General features: G+C 46.1%; 19 protein-coding genes and 1 pseudogene. 8 read left to right on the top strand and 12 right to left on the bottom strand.

The window, feature by feature from the left end; all coding sequences use genetic code 11:
• A pseudogene (locus L5M11_RS08085) lies at positions 1–127 on the bottom strand (IS4 family transposase); the annotation flags it as partial.
• Positions 128–263: 136 nt separating this feature from the next.
• Here L5M11_RS08085 and L5M11_RS08080 point away from each other — a divergent pair.
• Positions 264–1,100: a hypothetical protein gene (locus L5M11_RS08080; protein ID WP_263176044.1), complete on the top strand. Its 837-nt coding sequence runs from the start codon at positions 264–266 to the stop codon at positions 1,098–1,100.
• Between the two features lie 722 nt (positions 1,101–1,822).
• Positions 1,823–2,215: a DUF6678 family protein gene (locus L5M11_RS08075; RefSeq protein ID WP_263181820.1), complete on the top strand. Its 393-nt coding sequence runs from the start codon at positions 1,823–1,825 to the stop codon at positions 2,213–2,215.
• Between the two features lie 197 nt (positions 2,216–2,412).
• On the opposite strand, the gene atcC is transcribed toward L5M11_RS08075, so the two are convergent.
• The 6 genes from atcC to ppk1 form a co-directional block, all read right to left on the bottom strand.
• Positions 2,413–3,309 (bottom strand): cold adaptation protein AtcC, encoded by an 897-nt coding sequence (atcC, locus tag L5M11_RS08070; RefSeq protein ID WP_263181821.1) that lies wholly within the window; start codon positions 3,307–3,309, stop codon positions 2,413–2,415.
• A gap of 11 nt (positions 3,310–3,320) precedes the next feature.
• On the bottom strand, positions 3,321–4,079 hold the full coding sequence (gene atcB / locus L5M11_RS08065) for a cold adaptation protein AtcB (protein ID WP_006086363.1): 759 nt from the start codon (positions 4,077–4,079) through the stop codon (positions 3,321–3,323).
• Positions 4,079–4,606, bottom strand: a complete 528-nt coding sequence (atcA, locus tag L5M11_RS08060) for a cold adaptation protein AtcA (RefSeq protein ID WP_115015148.1) — start codon at positions 4,604–4,606, stop codon at positions 4,079–4,081. Before atcA ends, atcB begins: the two co-directional genes overlap by 1 nt.
• Positions 4,607–4,628: 22 nt before the next feature.
• Positions 4,629–4,913, bottom strand: coding sequence for a J domain-containing protein (locus L5M11_RS08055; RefSeq protein ID WP_006081330.1), 285 nt, complete (start codon positions 4,911–4,913; stop codon positions 4,629–4,631).
• A 403-nt stretch (positions 4,914–5,316) separates the two neighbouring features.
• Complete coding sequence (gene ppx / locus L5M11_RS08050) at positions 5,317–6,861, bottom strand: exopolyphosphatase (RefSeq protein WP_173496575.1); 1,545 nt, start codon at positions 6,859–6,861, stop codon at positions 5,317–5,319.
• A gap of 42 nt (positions 6,862–6,903) precedes the next feature.
• Entirely contained in the window at positions 6,904–9,075 is a 2,172-nt protein-coding gene (ppk1, locus tag L5M11_RS08045) for a polyphosphate kinase 1 (protein WP_028760273.1), read from the bottom strand.
• 375 nt (positions 9,076–9,450) lie between these two features.
• On the opposite strand from ppk1, the gene yegD reads away from it, so the two are divergent.
• Entirely contained in the window at positions 9,451–10,917 is a 1,467-nt protein-coding gene (yegD, locus tag L5M11_RS08040; protein ID WP_263191831.1) for a molecular chaperone, read from the top strand.
• A 45-nt stretch (positions 10,918–10,962) separates the two neighbouring features.
• Positions 10,963–11,451, top strand: coding sequence for a CreA family protein (locus tag L5M11_RS08035; protein ID WP_113941505.1), 489 nt, complete (start codon positions 10,963–10,965; stop codon positions 11,449–11,451).
• 156 nt (positions 11,452–11,607) lie between these two features.
• On the opposite strand, the gene L5M11_RS08030 is transcribed toward L5M11_RS08035, so the two are convergent.
• The 3 genes from L5M11_RS08030 to pdsR form a co-directional block, all read right to left on the bottom strand.
• Positions 11,608–12,807: a cystathionine beta-lyase gene (locus L5M11_RS08030; protein ID WP_028760270.1), complete on the bottom strand. Its 1,200-nt coding sequence runs from the start codon at positions 12,805–12,807 to the stop codon at positions 11,608–11,610.
• A gap of 229 nt (positions 12,808–13,036) precedes the next feature.
• Positions 13,037–15,196: a proteobacterial dedicated sortase system histidine kinase gene (gene pdsS, locus L5M11_RS08025; protein ID WP_028760269.1), complete on the bottom strand. Its 2,160-nt coding sequence runs from the start codon at positions 15,194–15,196 to the stop codon at positions 13,037–13,039.
• A gap of 91 nt (positions 15,197–15,287) precedes the next feature.
• Positions 15,288–15,980: a proteobacterial dedicated sortase system response regulator gene (pdsR, locus tag L5M11_RS08020; protein WP_006081337.1), complete on the bottom strand. Its 693-nt coding sequence runs from the start codon at positions 15,978–15,980 to the stop codon at positions 15,288–15,290.
• Positions 15,981–16,238: 258 nt separating this feature from the next.
• Here pdsR and pdsO point away from each other — a divergent pair, with 258 nt between their 5' ends.
• The 3 genes from pdsO (at position 16,239) to L5M11_RS08005 (ending at position 20,193) form a co-directional block, all read left to right on the top strand.
• The gene (pdsO, locus tag L5M11_RS08015) at positions 16,239–17,069 is read left to right on the top strand and encodes a sortase-associated OmpA-like protein PdsO (protein ID WP_168823993.1); all 831 of its coding nucleotides are present in this window, start codon (positions 16,239–16,241) and stop codon (positions 17,067–17,069) included.
• Between the two features lie 87 nt (positions 17,070–17,156).
• Positions 17,157–19,475, top strand: a complete 2,319-nt coding sequence (locus L5M11_RS08010) for a marine proteobacterial sortase target protein (protein ID WP_263191827.1) — start codon at positions 17,157–17,159, stop codon at positions 19,473–19,475.
• A 10-nt stretch (positions 19,476–19,485) separates the two neighbouring features.
• On the top strand, positions 19,486–20,193 hold the full coding sequence (locus L5M11_RS08005) for a class GN sortase (RefSeq protein ID WP_263191826.1): 708 nt from the start codon (positions 19,486–19,488) through the stop codon (positions 20,191–20,193).
• Positions 20,194–20,298: 105 nt separating this feature from the next.
• Here L5M11_RS08005 and L5M11_RS08000 read toward each other — a convergent pair whose 3' ends face one another.
• Positions 20,299–21,324: a GGDEF domain-containing protein gene (locus tag L5M11_RS08000; RefSeq protein ID WP_263191824.1), complete on the bottom strand. Its 1,026-nt coding sequence runs from the start codon at positions 21,322–21,324 to the stop codon at positions 20,299–20,301.
• A 210-nt stretch (positions 21,325–21,534) separates the two neighbouring features.
• Here L5M11_RS08000 and L5M11_RS07995 point away from each other — a divergent pair, with 210 nt between their 5' ends.
• Positions 21,535–23,157 carry a M28 family metallopeptidase gene (locus L5M11_RS07995; RefSeq protein ID WP_263191822.1) on the top strand — a complete coding sequence of 541 codons (1,623 nt, stop codon included), beginning with the start codon at positions 21,535–21,537 and terminating at the stop codon, positions 23,155–23,157.
• A 139-nt stretch (positions 23,158–23,296) separates the two neighbouring features.
• Here L5M11_RS07995 and L5M11_RS07990 read toward each other — a convergent pair whose 3' ends face one another.
• Positions 23,297–24,160, bottom strand: a complete 864-nt coding sequence (locus L5M11_RS07990; RefSeq protein WP_263191821.1) for a hypothetical protein — start codon at positions 24,158–24,160, stop codon at positions 23,297–23,299.
• Positions 24,161–24,325: the final 165 nt, after the last annotated feature.

The raw sequence follows: 24,325 nt of genomic DNA, 5'->3' as shown, positions 1-24,325 counted from the left end.
GGGTTAACGAGAGTTGATTGCCATCGAGTAAAGACTCAGTAGCAACCATCAGAGAATTAAGGCGTTTTTGGTGTATTTGAGGGCATTGTTTTTTGAGTAAATCGTGTAATATGTCGATATCACGCATGATGTTGGATCTAGTAGGTTTTTGGCGAAATTGATTAGATCAAACAGCATCATGCGTGTCTACTTATTTGAATCCCATCGAATTTATGTGGGGATTCGCTAGAGCGCGGCGTTAGCCATCTTAATGAGAATCAAGCATGTCTGAAAAATCACCATTATTTATAAGTTCCATGGAACTGCTGGGGCATGCAGTCGAACTTCTGGAACTCGACGATGAAAAGAAGAATAAATTTATTGTTCTGCATATAAGTAATGCTGTGGAGCTATTACTGAAAGATATGGTCATTGACATAGGCCAATCTATATATGAAAGCAACAACAAGAATACGATAGTCGTCTGGAAGGCCTTTTCTATCCTTGAGTCCCATGGCATAAAGATCAAGCACAGGCCAAATATTGAAATGCTGATAGATGATAGAAATGTAATTCAGCATAAATTTGGCTACCCGAGTCGTGAGTCAGTTCTGTACTACATCGAATTTGTAATTGATTTATTTCGTGCGTGTATGCACGATCATTACTCAATTGAGTTTGATGAGATCGCCGAAGAATATTTTTCAGACAATGGAATGCAGCTAATTGGATTAGGTGATGAAGATGTATTCTCAAAAGTTGATGCCATTGCTAAATATGACATGCTTTCTGCAATTTCCACAGCATACTCATTGCTTGAGGCAAAATCTCATGAATTGTTAGGGCATGATGAATTATCAAGGCCGGTGATGATTTGGCATGACAAACGATTTTATTCACTTCTTAAGCTTATCGATCCCTCTGTCATGGAAAATAAGCGGCCTAGAGAGTTTTTTGACTCGATACGTCAGCTAAGGAATATATCTGTTCACCGGCAGCATCATAATCCGGAAGAGCACGATCAGGTGTTGGATGCTGGGCTAAAGAAGATAAAAACCTTATACAATGCCATAAGCGATATACCCGAGGAAAAAATCGCTAAAGTAGTTAAAAATGGCTAACAAAACATTGCAGCGGACAAGCCGCTGAATGCGGCGTTACCCATAGAGATTTTAATCCGAAATTCACGAATTAGAGTTAGGAATCTAACACGCTTTTGTCCCAAAGCGTGCTGCGTAACGCTTTTAAATCTACAGATTACGCGAATGCACGAAAGGTGAGCCATGGTGATTTGCGAGACGACCGTCCGCCCCATGGACGGGGCGGTCGAGCATCCAAGGATGGACTTGCTGCGAGTCGACGAGCGAATGCCATGGCAAGCCTGTGCGAGTGGATACCCGTAAACGCTAAACTTCTAACAACTGAAATTACTGCTCCCCAAACATTTCTGTCCAAAAGCGTGCGGCGTATCGCTTTAAATATACAAGTTATGCTAGTGCGCAAAAAGGCGTGCCATGGTGACTCGCGTGACGACTATCCGCCCTACGGAAGGGCATTCTAGGATGGACTGGAACAACATCCATGCTTAACTGCCAGTTCGCCCTCCATGGCTCTCGTTCATAAACTTAGAATCCCTAGGCTTCTATTCACCCTGTCGACGAGCAAATACGATGGCAAGCTTATATGAGTAGGTCAAACCAATAAGCGCTCCACGGTTTAAAATGGATGGCCTAATTTATTGCCCATCATTTTATCTGTCATTTTAATTAGTTTTTATTGGCAATATATATCTATTAAAGCTATATCATTTAGTTTTTCACTTAGTCGCTTGAGACACTAAAAAATGAATTCTGAAGTTTTGAAGTATGTAAACGAGCATCAGCTTTCGTCTGTAATGAATAAAACAAAGTGGTGCGAGCTTGAAAAGGCTTTGAATGAGTCTGAAGACTTTATTCCCTATGTGCGATACAAATTGATTTATGATGAAAACCCTAATGCAGGTTTTACTGCCGTGTGGTGGCACGAGTTACTTGAAATAGCAGAAACCATTGAGTGGTTAGAAGTTGATCCATTCAAAAGAGAATGGCTAGGCAGATTAGTGGCGGATCGAGTGACGGACTTTTCTGATGTTGTAAGCGCACAATTAGCCCAATATTCAATTCCTTATTCGATAGAAAATGGCATGTTTCGAATTTGGGGTTATCTGAGGAGGGATGAATCTCCAGAATTTATCTAACTGAAGAGTTTTATCTCTGTAAGTTACTTATTTTAAAGCTAAAACCACTCAAAACTGAGACGTCAATACTGATTGTTGGGATTGAGCATAGAGACAAAAGACATTAAAAAAGTGCTTTATTTTTCAATAAAGCACTCATTTTAAAGCGACTCAAGCACTCGTTAACCTACTGAGCACAGTACTGATTAAAGGACCGATCAAAGTACTATGTAGAGTGGCCAGCCGAGGAGGCCGACGAGACCTTCTTTATGTTCGAATCTTTCTAAGCGCTCGGGTGAAGCGTCGCTGAGTAAGAGTTCGCGATAGCTTTTCGCAAAGTGCAGGGTACGCAGTAGGGCGGGGACAAAGTTTTTACCGAGATCTTTACTGATGGTTTCAGCGAGTTCTGCGGGTAATTCTGCTAACGCTTTCTGAGTTTCCAATTCAATATGCTCACGGGTAAACCACTCCTCTTTTAAGGTGATTTTGCCGATACGCTTTTTCAAATCTTGTCTGACTTTGGCGCCATCAAACAACAATCGATACAGTACCGCTTCGGCTAATACACTCTCTAGATTGAGAAAATCTAGCGGATCATAGCTCGATTGCGCGTAAAACTGTGCCAATAAGGCCGCAATTGACTGTTGGCGTTGGTGTTCAAGCAGGGCATCTTGATAGGCTTCATAGCCTAACCACTCTTCCGCATCTGGCGGGCTAGACACTTGTTCTAGCAAGAACTTGTCGACATCGCCGTACAGTGACTTGCCGTTGACGAGTTTATGCTTGCTGACAGTGCTGAGCATGCTCCAGCCTTTTTGGAAGCATTTGACTACGCCATCGGCGGTGATCAACAGGCGTATCGCCTGCTGCAGGTTTTGGTTTGATAATTCCATCAAACCAAGGCTGACCACACCAATGACATCGTGCGCTGCTTGTTCGAGCAGGTGCATTTTGTACTTGTTGTAAAACTTATCGGCCAGTTTGAGGCTCATCAAAATGGCTTTGGATTTGATTTGTGACAGCTGTTCACCGCTCAGCGTTTCGTCTGCTTGGCCTTGGATCAATACCTTGCTCAGGTAGGGTCCTTGATCTACATCACGCAGTACCAGTTGCATCAAATAATTCCTTAATCCAAAAAGCTAAACATATCATCGACTTCAGCGTATTCATCCGTCACTTGGTTTTTCTCTTTGGCTTGAATAACCAGCTCGTTGACAAACTTGCTGATGATCATTTCCCAACCTGAGCTTTCGTTTCGTAGCAGACTCTTAATGGCTTTTTCAACATCGGGCGCGAGCTCGTGGATCAAGGCCATTAGGCTGCGTGGGTCGTCTATGCTAAGGCTGTGTGCATCTTCACTGGCGACGCGGCTGTCGTAGCCGATGGTTTCAGTGTCTTCTTCATCATCGTAGAGATCTGTGTAGCCGTCTTCATCTTCATGTTTTTCGCCTAACATCATTTCGATGAAAGGGATCGACAGGTAGAAGAGGCCCGCAGGATCTTCGGCGATACATTCTAAAATCGCAGTTTGCTTTTCTTCGCTATCTTGAATGCGAATTAAATAGGTCAAAAAATCAAAGGTATGCTGAATAAGTTCTTCGGCATTGTTTTTGATTTTTTCTTCCCAGTACAAAGGTTGCTGACAGACGATGTCGCGAATTTGTTCCGGGGTCATGAGTTCAGACATGATCGAAGGGCAAGAGATATCATGGTGACTGTTGATTTGGGTCAGCGTGACGATATCCATGTGTTCGATGACTTCGACTAATTGCTCGTCGCTCATGGTATTTGCAATGATTTCAAAGCGTTTGCTCGCTTGTTTTGGCTCTACGTCCGCCAACTCTTTAATTTCGGCGACGGTAATCTCAATGAGACTAGTGTTCATTAGCGGTCCTCATCATCGTAGTGATCGTAGTAGCCATCTTCCTCTTCGCCTTCATCATCATCGTCGTTATCTGAGGTGCCAACATAATCGTTGTCATCATCTTCATCGTCGTGATGTTTTGCTGCTGGCGTTGCTTTACCTTGAGTTTCAAGTAAATACAGCACGGCGCAGCTTTCAATCAGTAAGGTTTCCGAGTAACCACGCACGGCTAACACTAAAGGTAAATCAGCATTGTTAAAGCCAATCGTGACTTTAAACTCATCCCACTCGGGTTGAGTTGCCGTGTTTATCCAATGTGCCCACTTGAGTTTGGCTTCGGCGGGAAATTTAATTCGACCGTAAAGCGCGACAGGCAGGTACTCAGGCACAGTATCGAGCATCTTAGGATCGGCTTCTAACACCTTTTTGATTTGGCTAGTAAATTGCTCTAGCGCTTTAGGTGTATCGGGATCGTCGTAGGACTCGATATTGTCGTAGGCATTATTTTTTAGCTCATTAATGCGTGAGATATTCAGTTTTTTGACCATTTGACACTACTCTAGAAAACGCTCAAGGATAAAATTGATCCCACAGCTCGCGCATGGCGCTAGCGGGATCGGTCACTATGACGTTATTGAAATCTTTGATAAACGCATTACGTCGCTTAGGATCGGACAACACATCATAAGCATTTTTAACGCGTTCAAGTTGTACGGCGGCTTGCTGCTTTTCCTCTTCCGAGGCGCCTAACAACTTGTCGGGATGATATTTGTTTGACAGCCGTCGATAGGCTTTTTTAATGTCGTCTTCTTTGGCACTGGGTTTTATACCAAGCACACTAAAGTGGTTAATCATACTTGTACCTGCAGGCGATGGGGCTGATATCGCGAGATAAAAAGGGTTTGACTCTGATTATCTTTAAATTCGTGGAATTATGATTAGTCAGCCGTGGATGATAGCAGAAATCCCCACTCAGCGGCAAACGCGCGAGCAGGAATTTGTGCTTTAGTGAAGGGTTAAAAATCCTTTAAACTTTAATCTGTTGTGGCGCATGGATTAAGTCTACCGCTATGCTGTTGAAATCCCATTATCAAGCCAGATTCACTGCTAACTTAACCTTGTTTTTAGGCGAGATAATGGCCCTCGATTAAGGGCAATATTTTAGCGCCGAACAGTGTCGAATCCTCGCTAAACGCATTCACACAGAGCTAACTTATACTCGCCTCGGCCACGTTAGGCAGAGCTAACGCCGTAACCGCTAAGTCAGACTAGACACTAAACGCAGGTTCATTCCAAGGGTGAGCATTTGTTTTTGTTCTCGCTGTAAATCTTTCATAAACAAGCTGATTTTCCGCTTATGGCTTGGTAGTACTAGCATGAGTCCATCGGGGATCACTTTAATATGATCTAAGGTCAGCGTCTTAGCGATACGGCCAAGATTGAGCAAGACAGCGAGCCTAAGCAGGCTGAGTAGGCGATTGAGCGTGAGCTTATGGTTGGGATCGAGTTCAGCGAGCATTAATTCGTTAGGCTTTTTTCTGTGGTTGGTGATAAGTCGTGCTAAATCCAGCTGTAATGCTTCGCTAAATCCTGGTAAGTCACTGTTACTGATAATGTAACCGCCGTGTTTGTGCAGGGATTTTGAATTAATGTGTAATCCGATTTCATGTAAAGTCGCGCTATAGGCGAGCAAGCGCGCATGGGGCCTTAATTGCCATTCGTCGGCGACCTGTTCAAACAAGGCCATAGCAGTGTCGCGTACCTTAGCGGCGTGGGCCATATCGATATGATAAAGCTGGGCAATACTGTCGACGGTGCGGTGGCGAATATCCTGATATTGACCAATCTTTGCCAGTTCATAGAGTACGCCTTCACGCAGTGCGCCTGGGCTAAACTCAAGTTTTTGAATCGGTAAGCGCCTAAAAAAGCTGATCAAAATGGCAAGTCCGGCGGGCACTAAGGGAATGCGTTTATCATCGACGTTGGCAAATTGGATTTGGCTAATATGGCCACATTTGATTAACTTGATTTTGAGCTGTTTGAGTCGTGGCAGCGTGATGGTTTCATCGCCGTGCTCTTCTTGAATTGCTTCGCAGATGGCTTTCACTGTACCTGAACTACCCAAGGTGAGTTCCCAGCCGCCCGCGAAATATTCCTTTGAGAGCGACGCGAACTGCTTATCGGCCGCACTTTGGGCATCGCGAAATGAGGCTGGGGTGATGAGCCCATCAATAAAGAAACGCTCATTAAAACTCACACAACCGCAGCGCAGGCTAGATAACTGAGTTGGGGTATTTTTCTGGCCGATCACCACTTCGGTAGAACCGCCACCGATGTCGATGACTAAATTACTTTTTCCTAGCACTTGGCTTTGGGCAATACCGTTATAAATCAAACGCGCTTCTTCATGGCCCGAAATGACCTCCACCGGATAGGGCATGATGGCGAGCGCAGCCTCGATAAACTGATCGCGGTTTTTGGCGATTCTCAGAGTGTGGGTGGCGACTAATCGCACTTGCGCTTGGTCGAGATTGGAAAATCTTTGGTTAAAATCCCGCAAACAATTGAGGCCACGTTCTATGGCGTCATTGTCGAGAATATTTTGCGCATTGAGCCCAGTGGCGAGCTGAACCTGTTGTTTTTCTTTATGTAAAATCTGCAAACTGCCATCTTGCTCGCGGGCAATGACCAGATGAAAACTGTTCGACCCCATATCGATGGCGACAAAGTGGCGCGATTTAGAGTTTGCGAGTACATTGCTGGGCGTAGCGTGTGACTGTGTGTGCGAATATGTGGTTACCAATCGGATTATCCTTAGGCAATCAAAGCGATATAAAGCCAGTGATTAGCTGGCTTTGGCCCGTAACTCAGGTGTTATGTCAGGCTGAGTTTTCACTTCTCGCTCAGCGTCACCCTCATGGGTGGACATACGTAAGGCATTAAATTCTTGCAGTTGGCGCTTCTCATAATTAATCAGATATTGATAAATGGCAATTTGAGAACGCACTTTTCGTTTGTTACCGCGATTCCGATAAGGATTACTTTGTTCCTTGTTAATGACACGTGCTTTAGTGTTGTCATTGAACTGTAAGGATAAAATATCCATTATCATCTGTTTTAGGCGCAGATCATAAATCGGCACACTCACTTCAACGCGATTATCTATGTTGCGGCTCATCCAGTCGGCGGAGCAGATAAAGAGTTTGTTCTCTCCACCCGCGTGGAACAGCATCACCCGTGAGTGTTCGAGGAATCGGTCGACGATACTATAGACTTCGATGTTGTCGCTGATCCCCGGAATTTGCGGGATAAGCGAACACATGCCGCGAATAAGTAACTTGATTTTGACCCCAGCGGCTGAAGCCTCATAGAGTTTTTGGACCAAGGATTCATCGAGTAAGTTATTTAATTTTAAGGTAATCGCCGCCTTCATATGGCTCTGGGCATTAACGATTTCATTATCAATTAAATGGCTCAGTTTTTGTCTGGCATCGTAGGGCGACACAATTAAATGCTGGAAATTATCGCGGCGATACGGATGTTCAATCAAGTCAAATACTTGCTCTACTTCTCGGGCAATTTCTTGATTGGCGGTGAACAGCGACAAGTCAGTGTAAACCCGCGCCGTGCCTTCGTTAAAGTTGCCTGAGCCGACGTGACAATAGAGTTTGATTTCCCCTTGTTCTTCGCGGCCAATCAAGCACAACTTGGAATGCACTTTTAAACTGGTGATACCGTGGTGAACTTTGACGCCCGCTTCGGCCAAGATGCGGGTCCATTCGATGTTGGATTGCTCATCGAATCTGGCCCTGAGTTCAATGACGGCGGTGACTTGTTTGCCGTTCTTCACTGCATCGATAAGCGATTGCATTACATGGGATTTTTTCGCCACTCGATATAAATTAATTCGAATAAAGCGCACCGCCGGATCGTATGCCGCTTGGCGCACCATTTCGGTAAAGTGGGAAAACTTATGGTACGGATAATTGAGCATGATATCGCCCATCCGAATCGCATCGAAACTGTTGGCACTGCGGCCAAAACCTGCGCTATTGAGCGCCGGTAGTTTTTCGTTTTCGAGGTAGTCGCGGCTCGGGTTGGGGAAGGCGATAAAGTCTTTAAAGCTGTGGTAACGCCCGCCTGGGATCAAACATTCGGTCGAGCTGATGTTCAGGTTTTCTTTGAGCATCACCAACATGTGTTCAGGCATTTCTTTGTCGTACACTAAGCGTACAGGCTCGGCGGTAAGACGTTTTTTCAATCCCTTGGTCATTTTCTCAAGCTGGGTTTGTTCAAGCTCGTCAGTGATATCAAAATCGGCATCGCGGGTTAACTTCATCGAATACACTTCGATAGCATCGTACTCGAAGAAGGGACCAAAGAGTTCATCTACGCAGTGGCGAATAATATTATCTAATAAAATCAGATATTTTTTCGCTTTACTCTTTTCAGCTGGGAGTTCGATAAATCGCGGTACATTTTTAGTCGGCACTTCGACTAAGGCGTATTGGCGGCGCGCCTTAGTGAACAAACAAACACACAAATAGGTGGCGTCGTCGTTGATTTGCTTGATCAGATCGCGATTATTATTGACCATAAGCGGCGCGATATGGCGTTTGAAATGGTCTCTAAAATGCTTTTTCAGCCAGTCGCTGTGGAACTCGCTTAATTGTTTCTCATTGATTAACAAAATATTACGACGTACAAGTTCGCGCATTAAATCCGTGTATATGCCATCGAATCTTTCTTGCAATGCCATCACTTTCGATTGGATCTTGGCCATTAAATGGCGGCTATTACTGCGACCTTCCTGCAGGGATGACAGCAAAATGGAGCGTCTGACCGCAGCCACACGCACCCTAAAAAACTCATCCATGTTATTGGAAAATATCCCTAAAAAGCGGACTCGCTCCACTAAGGGAACATTGTGATCGCAGGCTTCTTGCAATACCCGCTCATTAAAAGACAACCAAGAGAGTTCTTTATCAATCGAAAGTTTATCGGTATTCGGGGACACTGCACAGCTCCTTTAAGCAAGCGTCATGGCGCAATATACAATAGCATTCATCCGCCGTTGTGCAATCAGATTTACTGCCGACAAGTGAAGGAATTTCAATGATAAATATTGCGTACACGCCAAAATCAGTCTGGGATTTATCTGGGATAAAGATACGAGGGAAATATGTCAACTTGATGACGAGTGTGACAGAAATATGACCTTATGATGATCATCTTGGATTGAGCTCAAACTCAGTTCGCGTTACTGCGATTTAAGTCTTGAGAAACTGTGCAAGCGCGGCTTACTGGGGATAAATCCGTCAGTGTTAACTCCTTGGGCATTATCGCAAACTATGTTATCTTGCTCGGCTTTTTTATCGCGGGAGTAAAAGGTATGTTTGTTGGATTTGATTATGGTAGTGCTAACTGCGCCGTAGGGATCATGCTGGATGATGGTGTGCAGTTATTGGCGTTATCAGAGCAATCAGCTTATTTGCCTTCGACCTTATACGCGATGGACAGGGAACTGATCGCCGAGGCGGTTTACCGTGGTCTTCCTATTGAGTTAAAAGCCGATTACGCCAAAAAGCGCGCCGCGCAATTGAGTCGTGCCCGTATGGTGCGCCATGAGTTAGATCTCGATGCCGATGTTCAGGCTGTATTTGTTGGCGAGCAGGCGGTGAGCGCGTATTTAGAAATGCCGGAGGAGGGATTCTATGTCCGTTCGCCAAAATCCTTTTTAGGCGCGACAGGGCTTAGACCCGAACAAGTGGCCCTGTTTGAAGATATTGTTACCTTGATGATGCAGCACATTAAAGTGCGCGCCGAATCTGTGTTAGTTGAAAAAGACCTTGTGAAACAGGGTAGCACTGCGATGATCACCCATGCGATTATTGGTCGTCCGGTGAACTTTCAAGGCATAGGCGGTGAAGAGAGTAACCGTCAGGCCGAAGCCATTTTGACCTTAGCGGCAAAACGTGCGGGTTTTATTGACGTTGATTTTCTGTTCGAGCCGTTAGCGGCGGGGATGGATTATGAAGCGACCTTGACCGACAACAAAACGGTATTGGTCGTCGACGTCGGCGGCGGTACAACGGACTGCTCTGTGGTAAAAATGGGACCCGCCCATAAACAAAAAGCGGATCGCAGTGAAGATTTCCTCGGTCACAGCGGCCAGCGGATCGGCGGTAACGATCTCGATATCGCCCTTGCAATGAATGCCTTTATGCCGCACTTTGGTTTAGGTTCCTTGATGATCAATGGCAAACCTATGCCCAGTAAAACATTTTGGAATGCGGTCGCAGTGAATGATATTAGCGCCCAGCGAGAATTCAGTACCTTAAGTAGCCGTAAATTGATTGATGAATTGGTTAAAGAAGCCGAGCAGCCACAGTTACTGAAGCGATTGTTAAAGGTGCAACAGCAGCAGTTAAGCTATCAACTGGTTCGCCAAGCCGAGCGTGCGAAAATTGCGCTGTCAGATACCGATAATACAGATGTTAATCTGGATTTTATCGAAGCTGCGCTGCACGCGGGTGTGAGTCGTGACTTGTTTGAAAATGCCATTGAGCCGTCGCTGACGAAAGTGGAAGCCCTGATGCACCAAGCGCTCACGCAAGCTGCAAAAACTTTGGCTGCATCAAATGTCGCGGTAAACCGCTCTGCAACAGAGGATTTATCCGCTGAAGCAGAGTGCAAACCCGATGTGATTTACGTGACGGGGGGGACGGCACGAAGCCCAGCAATTTATGCGAAAATCGCTGGTATTTATCCCGATATTCCGGTCGTGGTCGGCGATCACTTTGGCTCTGTGACAGCCGGATTAACCCGCTGGGCACAAAAGCTATTCGCTACGCATTAATATATAAGCGCTAGCATATCAGCACTAATGTAAAAGGATGTATGAATGAAAACTCTGTTGAAGTGTGCGTTTGCGGCCTCTGTAGGTTTATTGCTTGCGGGTTGTGGTGACGATGTGGGTAAGGTGAGCTTAGGGCTTTTTACCACTAAAGATGTGATTATTGATGCTAAAAACGATCCTAAAATACCTGGGGTGACTTGCCATATCAGTCGTATCGAAGCCAATTTAGATTTTGCTGATCCGTCCGATATGGGGATCAGTTGCCGTCAAACTGGGCCAATTACTGCGGCCGATCTGGCGAAGATAGATATGGGGAAACACGGCGAAGTGATTTTCACTGAATCCCTGAGTATTTTATTTAAGTCATTAAAAGTGCGTAGAATTTACGATGCGCAAAATCAGACTCTGTTGTATTTGTCCTATTCGACGAAAGAGACCAATGGCAGCCATAAACATGCGCTCTCAACAGTGCCGCTTTATGGCTCTGCGGCTTGGGTCGATCCTGCATTAAGTATTGGAACGAAAGCGCATTAATCGCTGTAGAGTTTATGGTTTAGCGGTTTATTTGCGATAAGCATAATGATATTGCAATAAAAATTCGTATTTGTATCAGTATCGATAAGAGAAGGGGCGGAATATTTATTCCGCCCCTTTTTTATATTCAGCTAGCACTTAGTACATTAAATATCGTTACTTAGCTTTGGCCGCCAATACTGCGTTAAAGCGTTCAAACCCAGCACTGAGATCGGCGATTAAATCAGCGGGATCTTCTAAACCAATATGTAAACGGATCAAAGGTTTGCTCGCATCCCATTGCGTCGCCGAGCGGATTTTTTCAATGCCGAAAATGCCGAGGATTAAACTCTCGTAGCCGCCCCAAGAAAAGCCCATCTTAAAGTGACTCATATTCTCAACCAGTGCGGTAACCGCATCGCCATCGCCCTGTTTTAAGATAAAGGAGAATAAGCCATTGGAGGCACTAAAGTCGCGTTTAAAGAATTCGTGCCCGGGGCATGTATCAAACGCGGGGTGACGCAGATGATCGACTTCTGGCCGGGTTTTCAACCAGTTGGCCACTTGCAGGGCATTTTTTTCATGTTGCGCCATACGCACGCCTAAGGTACGTAGGCCGCGGGCAGCAAGGTACACATCGTCTGGCGATGTGGTTTGTCCCATCAAATAACTGTGTTCACGTAATTGTGGCCAGTATTTTTCGTTGGCCGTGGCCGTGCCTATCATCACATCCGAGTGACCGACAATGTATTTGGTCGCCGCTTGAATTGAGATATCTACACCCATTTCAAAGGGTTTGCTATTGATGGGCGAGGCCCAAGTGTTGTCCAGCATAGTGATCAGCCCATGTTCGTGGGCGATGCGGCACAAGGTCGGTACATCTTGCACTTCCATGGTGATGGAGCCCGGAGACTCTAAAAACAGTACCTTAGTATTGGGGCGAATGAGGTCGCGAATACCTGCGCCAATCAGCGGATCGTAGTAAGTGGTTTCGATACCAAAACCGCCGAGAATATGGGTGCACAGATCCCGCGTTGGCTCATACACGCTATCAACCATTAACAGGTGATCGCCCGTTTTTAAAAATGACAGTAGCGCCGCACTGATCGCCGCAGCGCCAGAAGGATACAGCGCCGTACCGACGCCGCCTTCTAGTTCGGCAATCGCGGCCTGAAAGGCAAAATGGGTTGGGGTGCCACGGCGGCCATAAAACATCTCGCCATTGGTTTTATTTTTCGCGGCGTGGCGCATTTCATCCATGGTTTCGAAGACGATAGTCGAAGCACGAAAAACGGGCGGATTGATCACGCCTTTGGTCCATTTTTTGTCTCGACCTAAGCTGACGATTTGGGTGGCTTGATGATGTTTATCTGTCATTGGATCATTACCTTGGCATTTAGGTTGAACGAAGAGGTTGAACAATTTGGGAGAATAATTGGCGTTTCTTATCGATTGTTATGACGGTCATCTTAGCATCTGCCCGCATAAATGACAGGAGGCGCGTGATGAGTTTGGCTCATGTTATTGGCCTCCTGTATTTTAGCTGTTGAGATTATGACGCAGGGCTTAAAAGCTGTAACACGCTTAACTTAAAGCCCGTATGTTCTTAATTTAAAGGTAAGGTAACAAGGATATCCACACCATTATGTTCGCTGCGATTACGGGCAAGGATTTGTCCTTGGTGGAACTCGGCGACCAATCGCGCGATATACAGACCTAAGCCTAGGTGGGGTTTATCTTGGGCTTGATTTATCCGCACCGACACCATGGAATCGAAAATCTGCTCCGACATATCAATGGGCAGTTCAGGCCCTAAGTTACTGATAAGCAGAGTCGCTTGCTTACCCACTTGGGTGAGCGTGACTTCGATAGCACTGTCTTTATGGCAAAACTCAATGGCGTTGGCGATCAGTTTGTCCATTAACTGGGCGATATATTCTGGCACACCTTGCATCATCAGTGGTTGCTCGGGCACTTTCACACTAAAGCCTTGTTCTGGATAGGTCATTTGATAACCTTGCATACAACCGCTGACCACTTGAGATAGTGGGAACTTAGTGATATCGGCCTGCGTTAAACTCTGCTCTAAGCGTGTTGCCTCGCTCATGTTGTTTAAAATCATACTTAAGCGGCTGACACCTTCTTGGGCGCGGTCGACATATTTTTGCGTGTCTTTATCTAAGGTCTGCAGGTTTAAATGCTCAAGGGATGAACGCACCACAGCCACGGGCGTGCGCAACTCATGGGACAGGCGCGACGACATGTTTTCTAGATAGTGAGTGTACTGACCCAGTCGTCCCACAATGCTAGAGAAGCTACGGGACAGATCGCCAATTTCATCCCGAGCCTTCGACGGTTTGAGGTGATTACGCACACGGCCTTGGCTATCGATGGCGTTTTCGGCTTCATCGCGCAATTTACGGATGCGGTTAGAAATACTCGAGGCGAAGAAGAACAGCGCCAAGGTGCCCATACTCATTATGGTCAAAATCACGTTAAAGAGCTTTTCTAGCGCTCGGTTACGTAGAGTTCGAATACCGTGTGTGGTTTCTTCGGCGACGACGGCACCCATCACATTGTTATCAATCCAAATGGGGCTCGCGGCGGCGAGTACCACAGCTTTGTTGTCTGGGGTTAACCGCCAAGTCGAACTTTGCTGACCCGCGAGGGCTTTTTGGATATGACTGCCGTCAAGTTCGGTGGAATCTTGTAAGGAATCAATAAAGTCTTTGGGCGGTTTTGTGAGAATTTTATAGTACAGCGGATGCAGATAATCACGCTTGAAGGTATCCCACAGCGCGGTGCTCTTTTCATCTTCTAAGGTGCGGGTCCATACACTGTCATTAGCGCGAATGTCACCGGATTTTGCCAGTACGCGGCCGTGTTTATCGACCACCCAAATACGTGAGCTATAGTGGCTCATGCCTTTGATAATACTTTCAATTTCCGGCGATGGTACCAGCACAGTGCCGAGATTGTCGACCGTATCTAAGGCCGAGGTGCCGACAACTGCAGCGACATCACGGTATTTGCTGTCGTTGACATCGGCAATGGCAAATCCGAGTTTGCTGCCGACCATGTCTAAGGGAATACGCAGCTCGACATTGTAGCCCACATCTGTCGTCGCCCATTGTCCTTGGATGCGCACCTCAGGTGTGACGGGCACAGTTTGCTTAGGGTTAGCGGGTAATTCGAAGGCGCTGATCCAGCCGGGTTGAGTCGTGGCAACGATATAGCGTTTGAATTTATTGTCGGGCGCGAGTGTCGCAATCGAGAGATGATCGTTTCTATCAACACTTAGAGCATTTTTACCCCGCAGTACCACTGTTGGATCAATGACTTGAAAAAAAGCATACAGATAACCATCGTATTGGCCGACCATGTGGGTAAAGCTTAAGGTCAGGGGGGCGTTCGGATCGGCACGCATAATTTGGTGCGCCTCACCGTATTGGATAAATCTGTGCTGATATTCCTGCCATTCGTTGAGTTTGCCGTCGAGTAGAATCGCCCCCGCCAGTGGATAGGCGTATAGATCGCGGCTTTTTTCTACTTGCTTTAAAAAACTCGCTTGCCCATCGAACAATTTCGGCCGCTCGTGCAGCGCGGTGGCCAGTGCTTGAGTGGTGCCTTCTAAGGTGCGTTCTTGGCCGTGGCGAAGATACTTTTCCATTTCCCACACATATTGATACCCCAGCCAAGGTAGGCAGAGTAAGAACAGGCTAAGGCCGATGACTTTAGTGCGTAGACCAAAGGGGAAACGTGTCATAAGTTAGGGATCAGCATTAATGGGTTTAAAAGTTCATTCATCCAAGGTTATCTGGTTCAACGCCGCGCTTAAAGGTTGGTTAAGCCATAGATCAGGCTAAGCTGTCCCAGCGATAGCCCATACCATAGACAGTATCAATACAATCAAACTCTGGCGCGGTAGCGATAAACTTTTTGCGAATGCGTTTCACATGGGAGGTGATAGTGCTGTCATCGACAAAGATTTTAGCCTCTTGCATTAATTCATGGCGACTGCGTACATGGCCTGGATGTTTGGCTAACGCATGCACCATCCAAAATTCGGTCACGGTAAGCTCGATTGGTAACTGGTTCCAATAGACTTGCATGCGGTTGGCATCAATGGTCAGTGGGCCACGTTCGAGCAAGTTTTCCTGCGCCGTTTGGCTGGCCGCAAGTTCAGAACGTCGAAACAATGCGGCTAAGCGTGCGGTTAAATGGGGAAAACTCACTTCTTTACTCAAGTAATCATCGGCGCCTAAACGCAGGCCACACACAGTATCAAAGTCACTGTCACGGGCGGTTAAAAAGATGATCGGCAGCGTGCTCGACATGGCGCGCAATGACTGACATAGCATAAAGCCGCCGTCAATTTCATTACCTAAGCCGATGTCGATAATGGCTAAATCCGGTAAACGGGTATTAAAGGCTAGCATGGCCGATGGTCTGTCGGCGTAGGTTTGCACGCTGTAACCGTGTTGTTGCAGCACGTCCTTGTAATTCTCGCGAATGGCCGCTTCATCTTCCACTATGGCGATACGCTTCATAGAGCCGTATTCCTATTGACTTTGGGGAGTAAGTTTTCGTGACTATACAGGATTTTACCCGAGAAAAAAGGCCACAAATGCAATTGCCATTTTGTTGCCACAATTGATAGTTGTATTGCCATTTTCCATCCCTGCTCATGCCATTCCACTTGTGTTTAATAGCCCCATTCAGTTTTGTACCCGTTTGACCTGATGTGGTGTTGAGTGGATTGCTTCAGGTACGAGTCCAAGCTCAGCTAATAATCAAAAAGGAATGAGATGATGAAAAAGACACTAATTAATCTATTGGTTTTGAGTTTATTAAGCACACCTGTAGCCAGTGTGTCAGCGCGGGTTTCACTTCAAAACCAAGTGATAGGACAAGACCTCACCCTAGAAAATGATGCCTATGTTAGCGGTATCGCGATGGATGACGAATACGCAAGCGAGGACGAACAACCGGAAGCCTTAATTGGCCTCGGTGGTGGAGCCTTAGTGGGGGCGTTAGTCGGTGGTCCAGTGGGGGCCATTATTGGTGCATTCACTGGCACCTTAATTGGCAAATCAGTCAGCGATACAGACACACTGCACGTTCAGCAAAGACAGATCCATTTGCAAGAGTCCCAATTATCCGAGTGGAGTGTAAAACAGCAAGCCGCCGAAAAACGGGCGAGCGAATATACCAAGGCGCAGCAAGAGCTTGATGAGTTGCTGTCAGCACAACGTCAATTGCTCAGTGAACTTGCTTTGGGGCTTAGCGTACAGTTTCGTACCGGTTCCTCTGAGGTTGAATCGCATTTTTTGCCCCAATTAGATGATGTGGCTGAGGTGATGAATTTGTCACCAGAACTCAATCTTGAGCTGAAGGGTTATGCCGACCGCCGTGGTGATGAGAGTTACAACCAAGCCCTTTCTGAGCAGCGTCTACTGGAGGTGCGTGGCTACTTGATTAAGCAAGGCGTCACTGCCGAGCGTATGACCACTCAAGCCTTTGGCGCTTTATCGCCTTTGCAAGCCGACCAAGACAGAGAATCGGATGTGTTCGACCGCCGCGTGACATTAACACTACAGCCTCATTTGGCCTTGACGGCCAGGCACGCTGCTGACTAGCGGTCAATTTAAGCTGTCCATTTTACGTCGTTCATATTAACGACAACCAACATCAGTTCATATTTGTTAATAGAGGAAGCCTTTGTGATGATCACAGGGAAAAGGGTAAAAGAAGTGAGTGAAGCGGTAGCGGTATTGCTGATCAGTGCCGCCGTGTGTTGGGGTTTGCCCTTTGTGGCATTGGCTTCGCCGAATAGTACCGGCACATTGTCTGCGCCACAGAATATGGCTTCGGCATTGGTCGGGCAAAATAGTGCTCACAGAACGGCAGAATCACACATCATTAATTACGATGATATCACGCAGGGGCTGTTGCTTTATCGTCAGCCGAGCGGTGCTTGGGTGCCATCTTTGCCGCTCGATACACAAGTGTCGATGCAAGTCTCTGGCTTAAGTAATCGCGTGAGCGTGAAACAGGTTTTTCGCAACAACACTGAATTTGTGTTGAATGGGCAATATTTGTTCCCGCTGCCCAATGAGGCTGCGGTGGATTCGTTGCGATTACATATAGGCCAGAGAGTGATCGAAGGGCAAATTCATCCTAAGGCCGATGCCAAGCAGATTTTTGAGCAAGCGAAAGCTGAAGGCAAACGTGCCAGCTTAGTGAGCCAAGAGCGGCCTAATATGTTCACGACCGAAGTCGCAAACCTAGCACCTCAAGAGGAGCTGATTGTAGAAATCAGCTATCAGGAGACCATTAAATATGAAGATGGTTTGTTTAGTTTACGTTTTCCGCTGGTGGTCGCGCCCCGTTATATTCCGGGATTAACATCGGATTCAAGTGTTAGCGATTCACATGATCCTATGGCACAGGTGCGCCAATCAAGCCGAGTGACAAGTTCGCAGGTGTTTGATGCTGACCGGATTGTGGCACCAGTGCGGGACGGTGCCAGTGGACGCGATCCTGTGCTGAAGGCAGACATTCAAGTTTTACTCTCAAAGGGGGTTGATAAAGCGTCCATTGAGAGTCCTTACCATGACATCAAACTCAAGCAAGACAACAGCGGCGCGGTCGATGTATCGCTGGCGCAACGTGTGCCCGCTAATCGTGATTTTGTGCTGCAATGGCGAGTACAGCAGAGCACGAGCCCAATGGCTTGGGTGTTTAATCAGCAAGGTAAAACCCATAAGCTCGATGGCGAAAATCTGTCTCAGGATACACTTGAGACAAGTAAAACTAGCGGCGTAAATGATGATAGTTACAGTCTCGTCATGGTGTTGCCTCCTAAGGTTGAAAAGAGTACTCAGCCGAGTTTGCCCCGTGAATTAATTTTAGTGATTGATACTTCGGGCTCTATGGCGGGGGATTCTATCGTTCAAGCTAAAAATGCACTGTTATACGCGTTAAAAGGACTGAAGCCGGAGGACAGTTTTAACATTATCGAATTTAACTCCAGTTTGTCTCAGTTCTCAGCAGTGCCATTACCGGCGACCTCGTCGAATTTGTCACGGGCCCGTCAGTTTGTGAGCCGTTTACAGGCCGATGGTGGCACTGAAATGGCGTTAGCACTGGACACTGCCTTGCCAAAATCCTTGGGCAGTGTATCGCTTGATGCAACGCAGCCTTTGCGCCAAGTGATCTTTATGACCGACGGCTCTGTGGGCAATGAACAAGCGTTATTTGATTTGATCCGTTATCAAATAGGTGAAAGCCGACTATTTACTGTCGGTATAGGTTCGGCGCCTAATTCTCACTTTATGCAAAGGGCGGCTGAACTCGGTCGTGGCACTTTTACCTATATTGGCAAAGTGGATGAAGTCGATGAGAAGATCAGTGCCTTACTGAGCAAAATTCAATATCCGGTGTTAACCGATATTCAAGTGCGTTTTGATGATGGCAGTGTGCCCGATTACTGGCCATCACCGATTGCTGATCTGTACCGCGGTGAGCCAGTGCTCGTGAGTTTAAAGCGCAGCGCCCGTGAGCCACAGGAGTTAGTGATTTCAGGACGGCAAGGGCATCAAAACTGGCAACAGTCGCTCTCGCTGCAGGACAACTCCGCAGGATTGATGACCCATCAAGGTGCGGGTTTAGATTTGCTGTGGGCGCGTAAACAGATTGGTGCATTGGAGTTGAGTAAAAATGGTGCGAATGATGACAAGGTCAAGCAGCAAGTGACGGCCTTATCGATGAATTATCACTTGGTCAGCGCCTATACCAGCTTAGTGGCGGTGGACTTAACCCTAATTGATTCAACTGCAATGAGCCGTGATGCCGTGGTTCGTCAGCACTTGCCCTTAGGTTGGCAACCTTTTGGTGCCTTGCCGCAAACCGCGACGTCAAGCCGTTTGGATATGTTATTAGGTGCGCTGACCTTGCTACTCGCATTGATTCTTACGGGATCGATTCTTCGACAAAGACGGGAAGAGAAGGCGGCCTTGGTGGCACTTACCTGTGAACGATGAGTTAAGCGCGATGAGCAAAAGCAGAACACAGCGATTTTTAGTGGTGGGATTATTTTTAATTGGCGCAACATTGTTAGGAAAGGGACTCTATATGCAAGCTAAAGCACACTTTGCCCAGTATTTGATTGAACAGGCGTGGACTAAAACCTTGGCTGATGGCCAATCCCATAAGCCTTGGTCATGGGCGGATACTTACCCCGTGGCAAAGCTGTCCATTTATCGTGAACAAGCGGCGGCTAATAGCGATATTGAAGCCGAGCTTAATGACAGTTTATATGTGTTGGCGGGGGCTTCTGGGCGAAATTTGGCCTTTGGTCCGAGTCTGGTGTTGTCCAGTGCGCCAGCGGGGCAAAAAGGCAATACTGTGATTGCCGGCCACAGGGACACGCATTTTGCGATACTTAATGGCATGGCGGTGGGGCGTCGATTATCGTTACAAACGCTTAAAGGCAATCACATTATTTATGAAGTGGTGGCGACTCAGGTCGTACATGAAACAGAAACTCACTTTATGGCGCCATCCGATGATAATCGCTTAACGTTAATTACGTGTTATCCCTTCGATTCACTTCAAGGCGGTGCTGAACTGCGGTTTGTGGTGCAGGCGATACCCGTCGAAAATGAGTCGATGGAAACACACGGTACGAATGCATCCGTTTCAATAGGGAGTGGCGTGCAAGGGAATATTGGAACTGTTTCTCGCAGTTTCAAACATTAATCTGAAATCTAATTTAAATCATTCACTTAGCTTTCAAAAAAATGCTCCTTTGTTAATCATCTTAGCCTGAAGCTGAATTATCGGCTTCAGGCTAAGTTATAACCATCAGTTACTGATAGGCAGCACACGATTTCGTCCTAAGCGTTTGGCTTCATAAAGTAATTTGTCTGCCGCTTCAATCAATTGCATACCCGTTTGTTTTTCTTGCCATTGGGCGACGCCAAAGGAAGCACTGATATTATTGATGCGTTCGTCTTTGCGTCTGTCTTTTAAACTGAGTTTTTCGAGTCCACGGCGCATAGCTTCGGCCAGTTGCCTTGCGATACGTAGCTGACTTTTAGGGACAATAATCGCAAATTCTTCACCACCAAAACGATACAGTTTCGTGCCATCGCGGCAGGATTCCTGTAGCCGTTTCGCCACGGCGCGTAACACTTGGTCGCCGAGCTGGTGGCCATAGGTGTCGTTAAACACTTTAAAATGGTCGATATCGGCCAAGATCACACAAGTACCTAAGGGGGCTTGGGCTATCATTCCTGCAAAATCAGTGTCGAAGGCGCGTCGATTAAAGCAACCTGTCAGTGCATCGTAGAGAACGTCTTTTTCTGTTTGTTCAAGTTTTTTCTTTAGTGCGTCTATTTCGGTTTGAGCCTTCTGCAGCTGACCGGTAAAGAACTCTGTGCTCGAGCGAATATTGTCCGACTCTTTCACTAAGCTGCGGACCAGATCGAGTACTTGCTCAACACTAAAGCCCTCGTCTTCGATGCGGTTGAGCTTTTCAAAATTACTTTCGATACGTGACTGGAAGTCATTGGCATCTAGATTGGTATCTTTGAGTGATTGGGAAAGCTCTGTCACCATAGCATCCAGATTTTGGCGCATTTCTCTGACATCAAGTTCAACTGGGTCGGCAACATATTGGCGATACAAGATTTCGCTACTGACAGGAGGGCAAGTGTTGTATTGGGCAATTACAGTATCGAGTTGTTGATTTAGTTCGGGATTTTGTTCACCAACATAAGTGTACCAAAGCGCATAGTTAACGGGTGTAGTCGGAATTTTATGTTTGAGCATCAGAGGCACTGCTTTTTTGAGGTTCAGTGCAGCGGTTTGTAATAACTCTAGCGACATATTGTTACCTTACTTAATGAAAATGCACGGATATTTTAAAATTTTCGCTATTTTTTATTCTGTTGCAGTCAGGTTTAGGTCAACGACAAGAATATCGGTCAGATGGAGACATGATTACCGTTTACTCTTGGATGCAGCGACTCCGTTTGCGCTAAGACTTCCATCATAAATTAAAGATGATATGGTAAAGTCTATCCTTAAAACCAAATAATGATAATAACTTGGGAGAAAGTTGTGAAAAATTTAATCATAACCACAAGTCTGTTGGCCACTATCTCATTACCTGTCTTTGCTGAAACGGCATTTGTGAAAAGTCTCGATCTCGTGCAATACCGAACCGATGTGAAAACCTTAGCGAGCGATGCTTTTGGGGGACGCGCGCCCTTATCTGAAGGTGAAAGGTTAACTTTAGACTATTTAGTGACAGCATTTAAAGATATGGGTCTCAAACCCGGATTTGGCGATAGCTATTTACAGGCGGTTCCTTTGGCGCAAATTAGTGCCGATCAAAACATGCAGCTTGATATCGGCGGACTTAAATTTGCTAATGGCAGTGAATTTACCGCGAGAACCCAAAGAATCGCCGAAAAAGTCAGCTTGAATAAAAGCGATGTGGTATTTGTTGGCTATGGTATCAATGCACCCGAATATGGCTGGAATGATTATCAAGGGTTAGATGTAAAAGGCAAAACGGTCATCGTACTCGTGAATGACCCCGGCTTTGCGACCCAAGATCCAACAATATTTAAAGGCAATGCTATGACCTATTATGGTCGCTGGACTTATAAATATGAGGAAGCGGCGCGTCAAGGCGCTGAGGCCGTGTTTATTGTCCATGAAACCGCGCCAGCCGCCTATGGCTGGGGAGTGGTGCAAAACTCCAACACAGGAACTAAGTTTACTCTGGTCGATGCCAATAATAACCAAGGTCAAGTGGGCGTGATGGGCTGGGTTCAGCACGAGGCCGCACAAAAAATCTTTGCCAAAGCGGGATTGGATTTCGATACCTTAAAACGGCAAGCAGCTAAGCCAAACTTTAAGGCGATCCCACTTAAGCTGAGCGCGCAGCTCACCTTAAACAATAAAATTGAACGCGCCGAGTCCCATAACGTCGCGGCCTTACTGCCCGGTAAAACGCGCCCCGACGAAGTGGTGATGATGCATGCCCATTGGGATCACCTCGGTACTGTGATTGAAGACGGTAAGTCAGAGATTTTAAACGGTGCGGTCGATAATGCCAGCGGTGTGGCGGGGGTTTTAGCGTTAGCGCGTTACTTCAAACAGCAAGCTAGCACGGCGCCACTGGATCGCTCGGTGCTCTTCAGTGCCTTTACTGCAGAAGAAACAGGTCTGATTGGTGCACAGCATTTTGCTCAGCATCCCAGTGTGCCAACCAAAAATATCGTCGCCTTTTTAAATATCGATGGCATGAATGTAAATAAAGGCGTGGATTACATTTTGCGCTATGGGGAAGGGGTATCTGAGTTGGAGCAATACTTAGATAAAGCCGCCAAAGTCCAAGACCGTTCGGTAAAAGCGGATCCAAGACCACAGAATGGATTGATGTTTAGATCAGACCATTTTGCGCTGGCCCAGCAAGGTGTACCAGGATTGTTATTTATGAGTCTTGGGGATACAGATCCTGACTATATTGCACATAAATATCACCAAGGAGCCGATGATTATGATCCAAATTGGACGTTGGAGGGCGTGAGTCAAGACCTAGACTTGATCGCCAGTATGATAACCACTTTAGCGAATGGTTCAGATTGGCCCCATTGGCTTGAATCATCAGACTTTAAAGCCAAACGTGAGCAGGATGGTCGTAAATAGGTTTAATGGGTTGGATCATGAGGGCGTCCAGTAGGCGCCCTTATTTTTTAGCACTAATTTGGGCTAGGGTTCGGGCAACTGTTTGAGCTAGAAGGGGTGTTTAATACAATATGGGAAGAGATTTTTTATAGAATTAAAATTAAAAGGAATAGCTGATAGAAAGCATAGGGCCAATAAAATTGTAATAGATGTTGTAATCGGCTATTTGAGTATCTTTATTCGGCGAATTTTGGGCGATATCAACGTCAACTTTATAGTAGTTATAGGCCACGCTCATACGCCAGTTTGGGGTGATTTGTGCATTAACCCCCACTTTAATATCAACCAGTTCGCCTTTGACATCATTGAGTTTGATATAGAAATACTGTGCATGGCTGGTGATTTGCCAACCGGGAACAAATTCATACTGACCATATATGCCAATGTCGGGCAGTGGCGCAGTGACATTTTCGTCAACAATGCGCGGAATCGCTTGGCTACCGCAGACACTATTGAGTAATTCCGATGAAGCGCAAACACTAATCACCCCTTCAAAACCTGTCTTGATAAACATAGTATGTAAACCAAGTGATAGACCGACATCATAGTTACTGCCTTGAAATACATCATAGCCATAGCCGAAGCGCAGTACATCAATGTTTAAGGTTGAATTTAGATTACCGCCTGCTTTGATATCGTAAATGGTGTCGTTAATCTCGAGCTGGAAGGGTTTCGTTAAGGCTTGGGTTTCGGCGTTACGATGAAGCTGTTTCCAGTCTAGGTAGATATTGTGCCGTTCGTTAAAGTGATAATTTAACTCGATAAAGGGTAAAAATTCGTTTTCTGCAAGTTGTAGATCGGACTCATAATCTAAGGTGAAATTATTACCCGAAATAGGGTTAGTGACTTCCATATTGGTGTCTGATTGCGAATAAAAGCCGCCCAACTGAATAGTAAAATCATCGGCTTGCACTTGAGTGCTGAGCAGTGACGCTATGATTAGGGGTAATAGGCGTATCGACATGTTAAGGAGTGACTCCTGCATTATTCTTATTATGTTTAGCGATAAGGTCAGAATTTAGTGCCATAAAAAAACAACATTTGGAGTTTAACAGCAAATTTTTTAATGTGAACAAAATGTTTTAAAAAATACAAAAAATTGTGATTCAAAACAAAAGTAGGGCTGGTT

Origin of the sequence: Shewanella sp. SM87 (genome assembly GCF_025653705.1) — a bacterium.
Taxonomy (GTDB): domain Bacteria; phylum Pseudomonadota; class Gammaproteobacteria; order Enterobacterales; family Shewanellaceae; genus Shewanella; species Shewanella oncorhynchi.
This window is presented reverse-complemented; position numbering and strand designations above follow the sequence as displayed.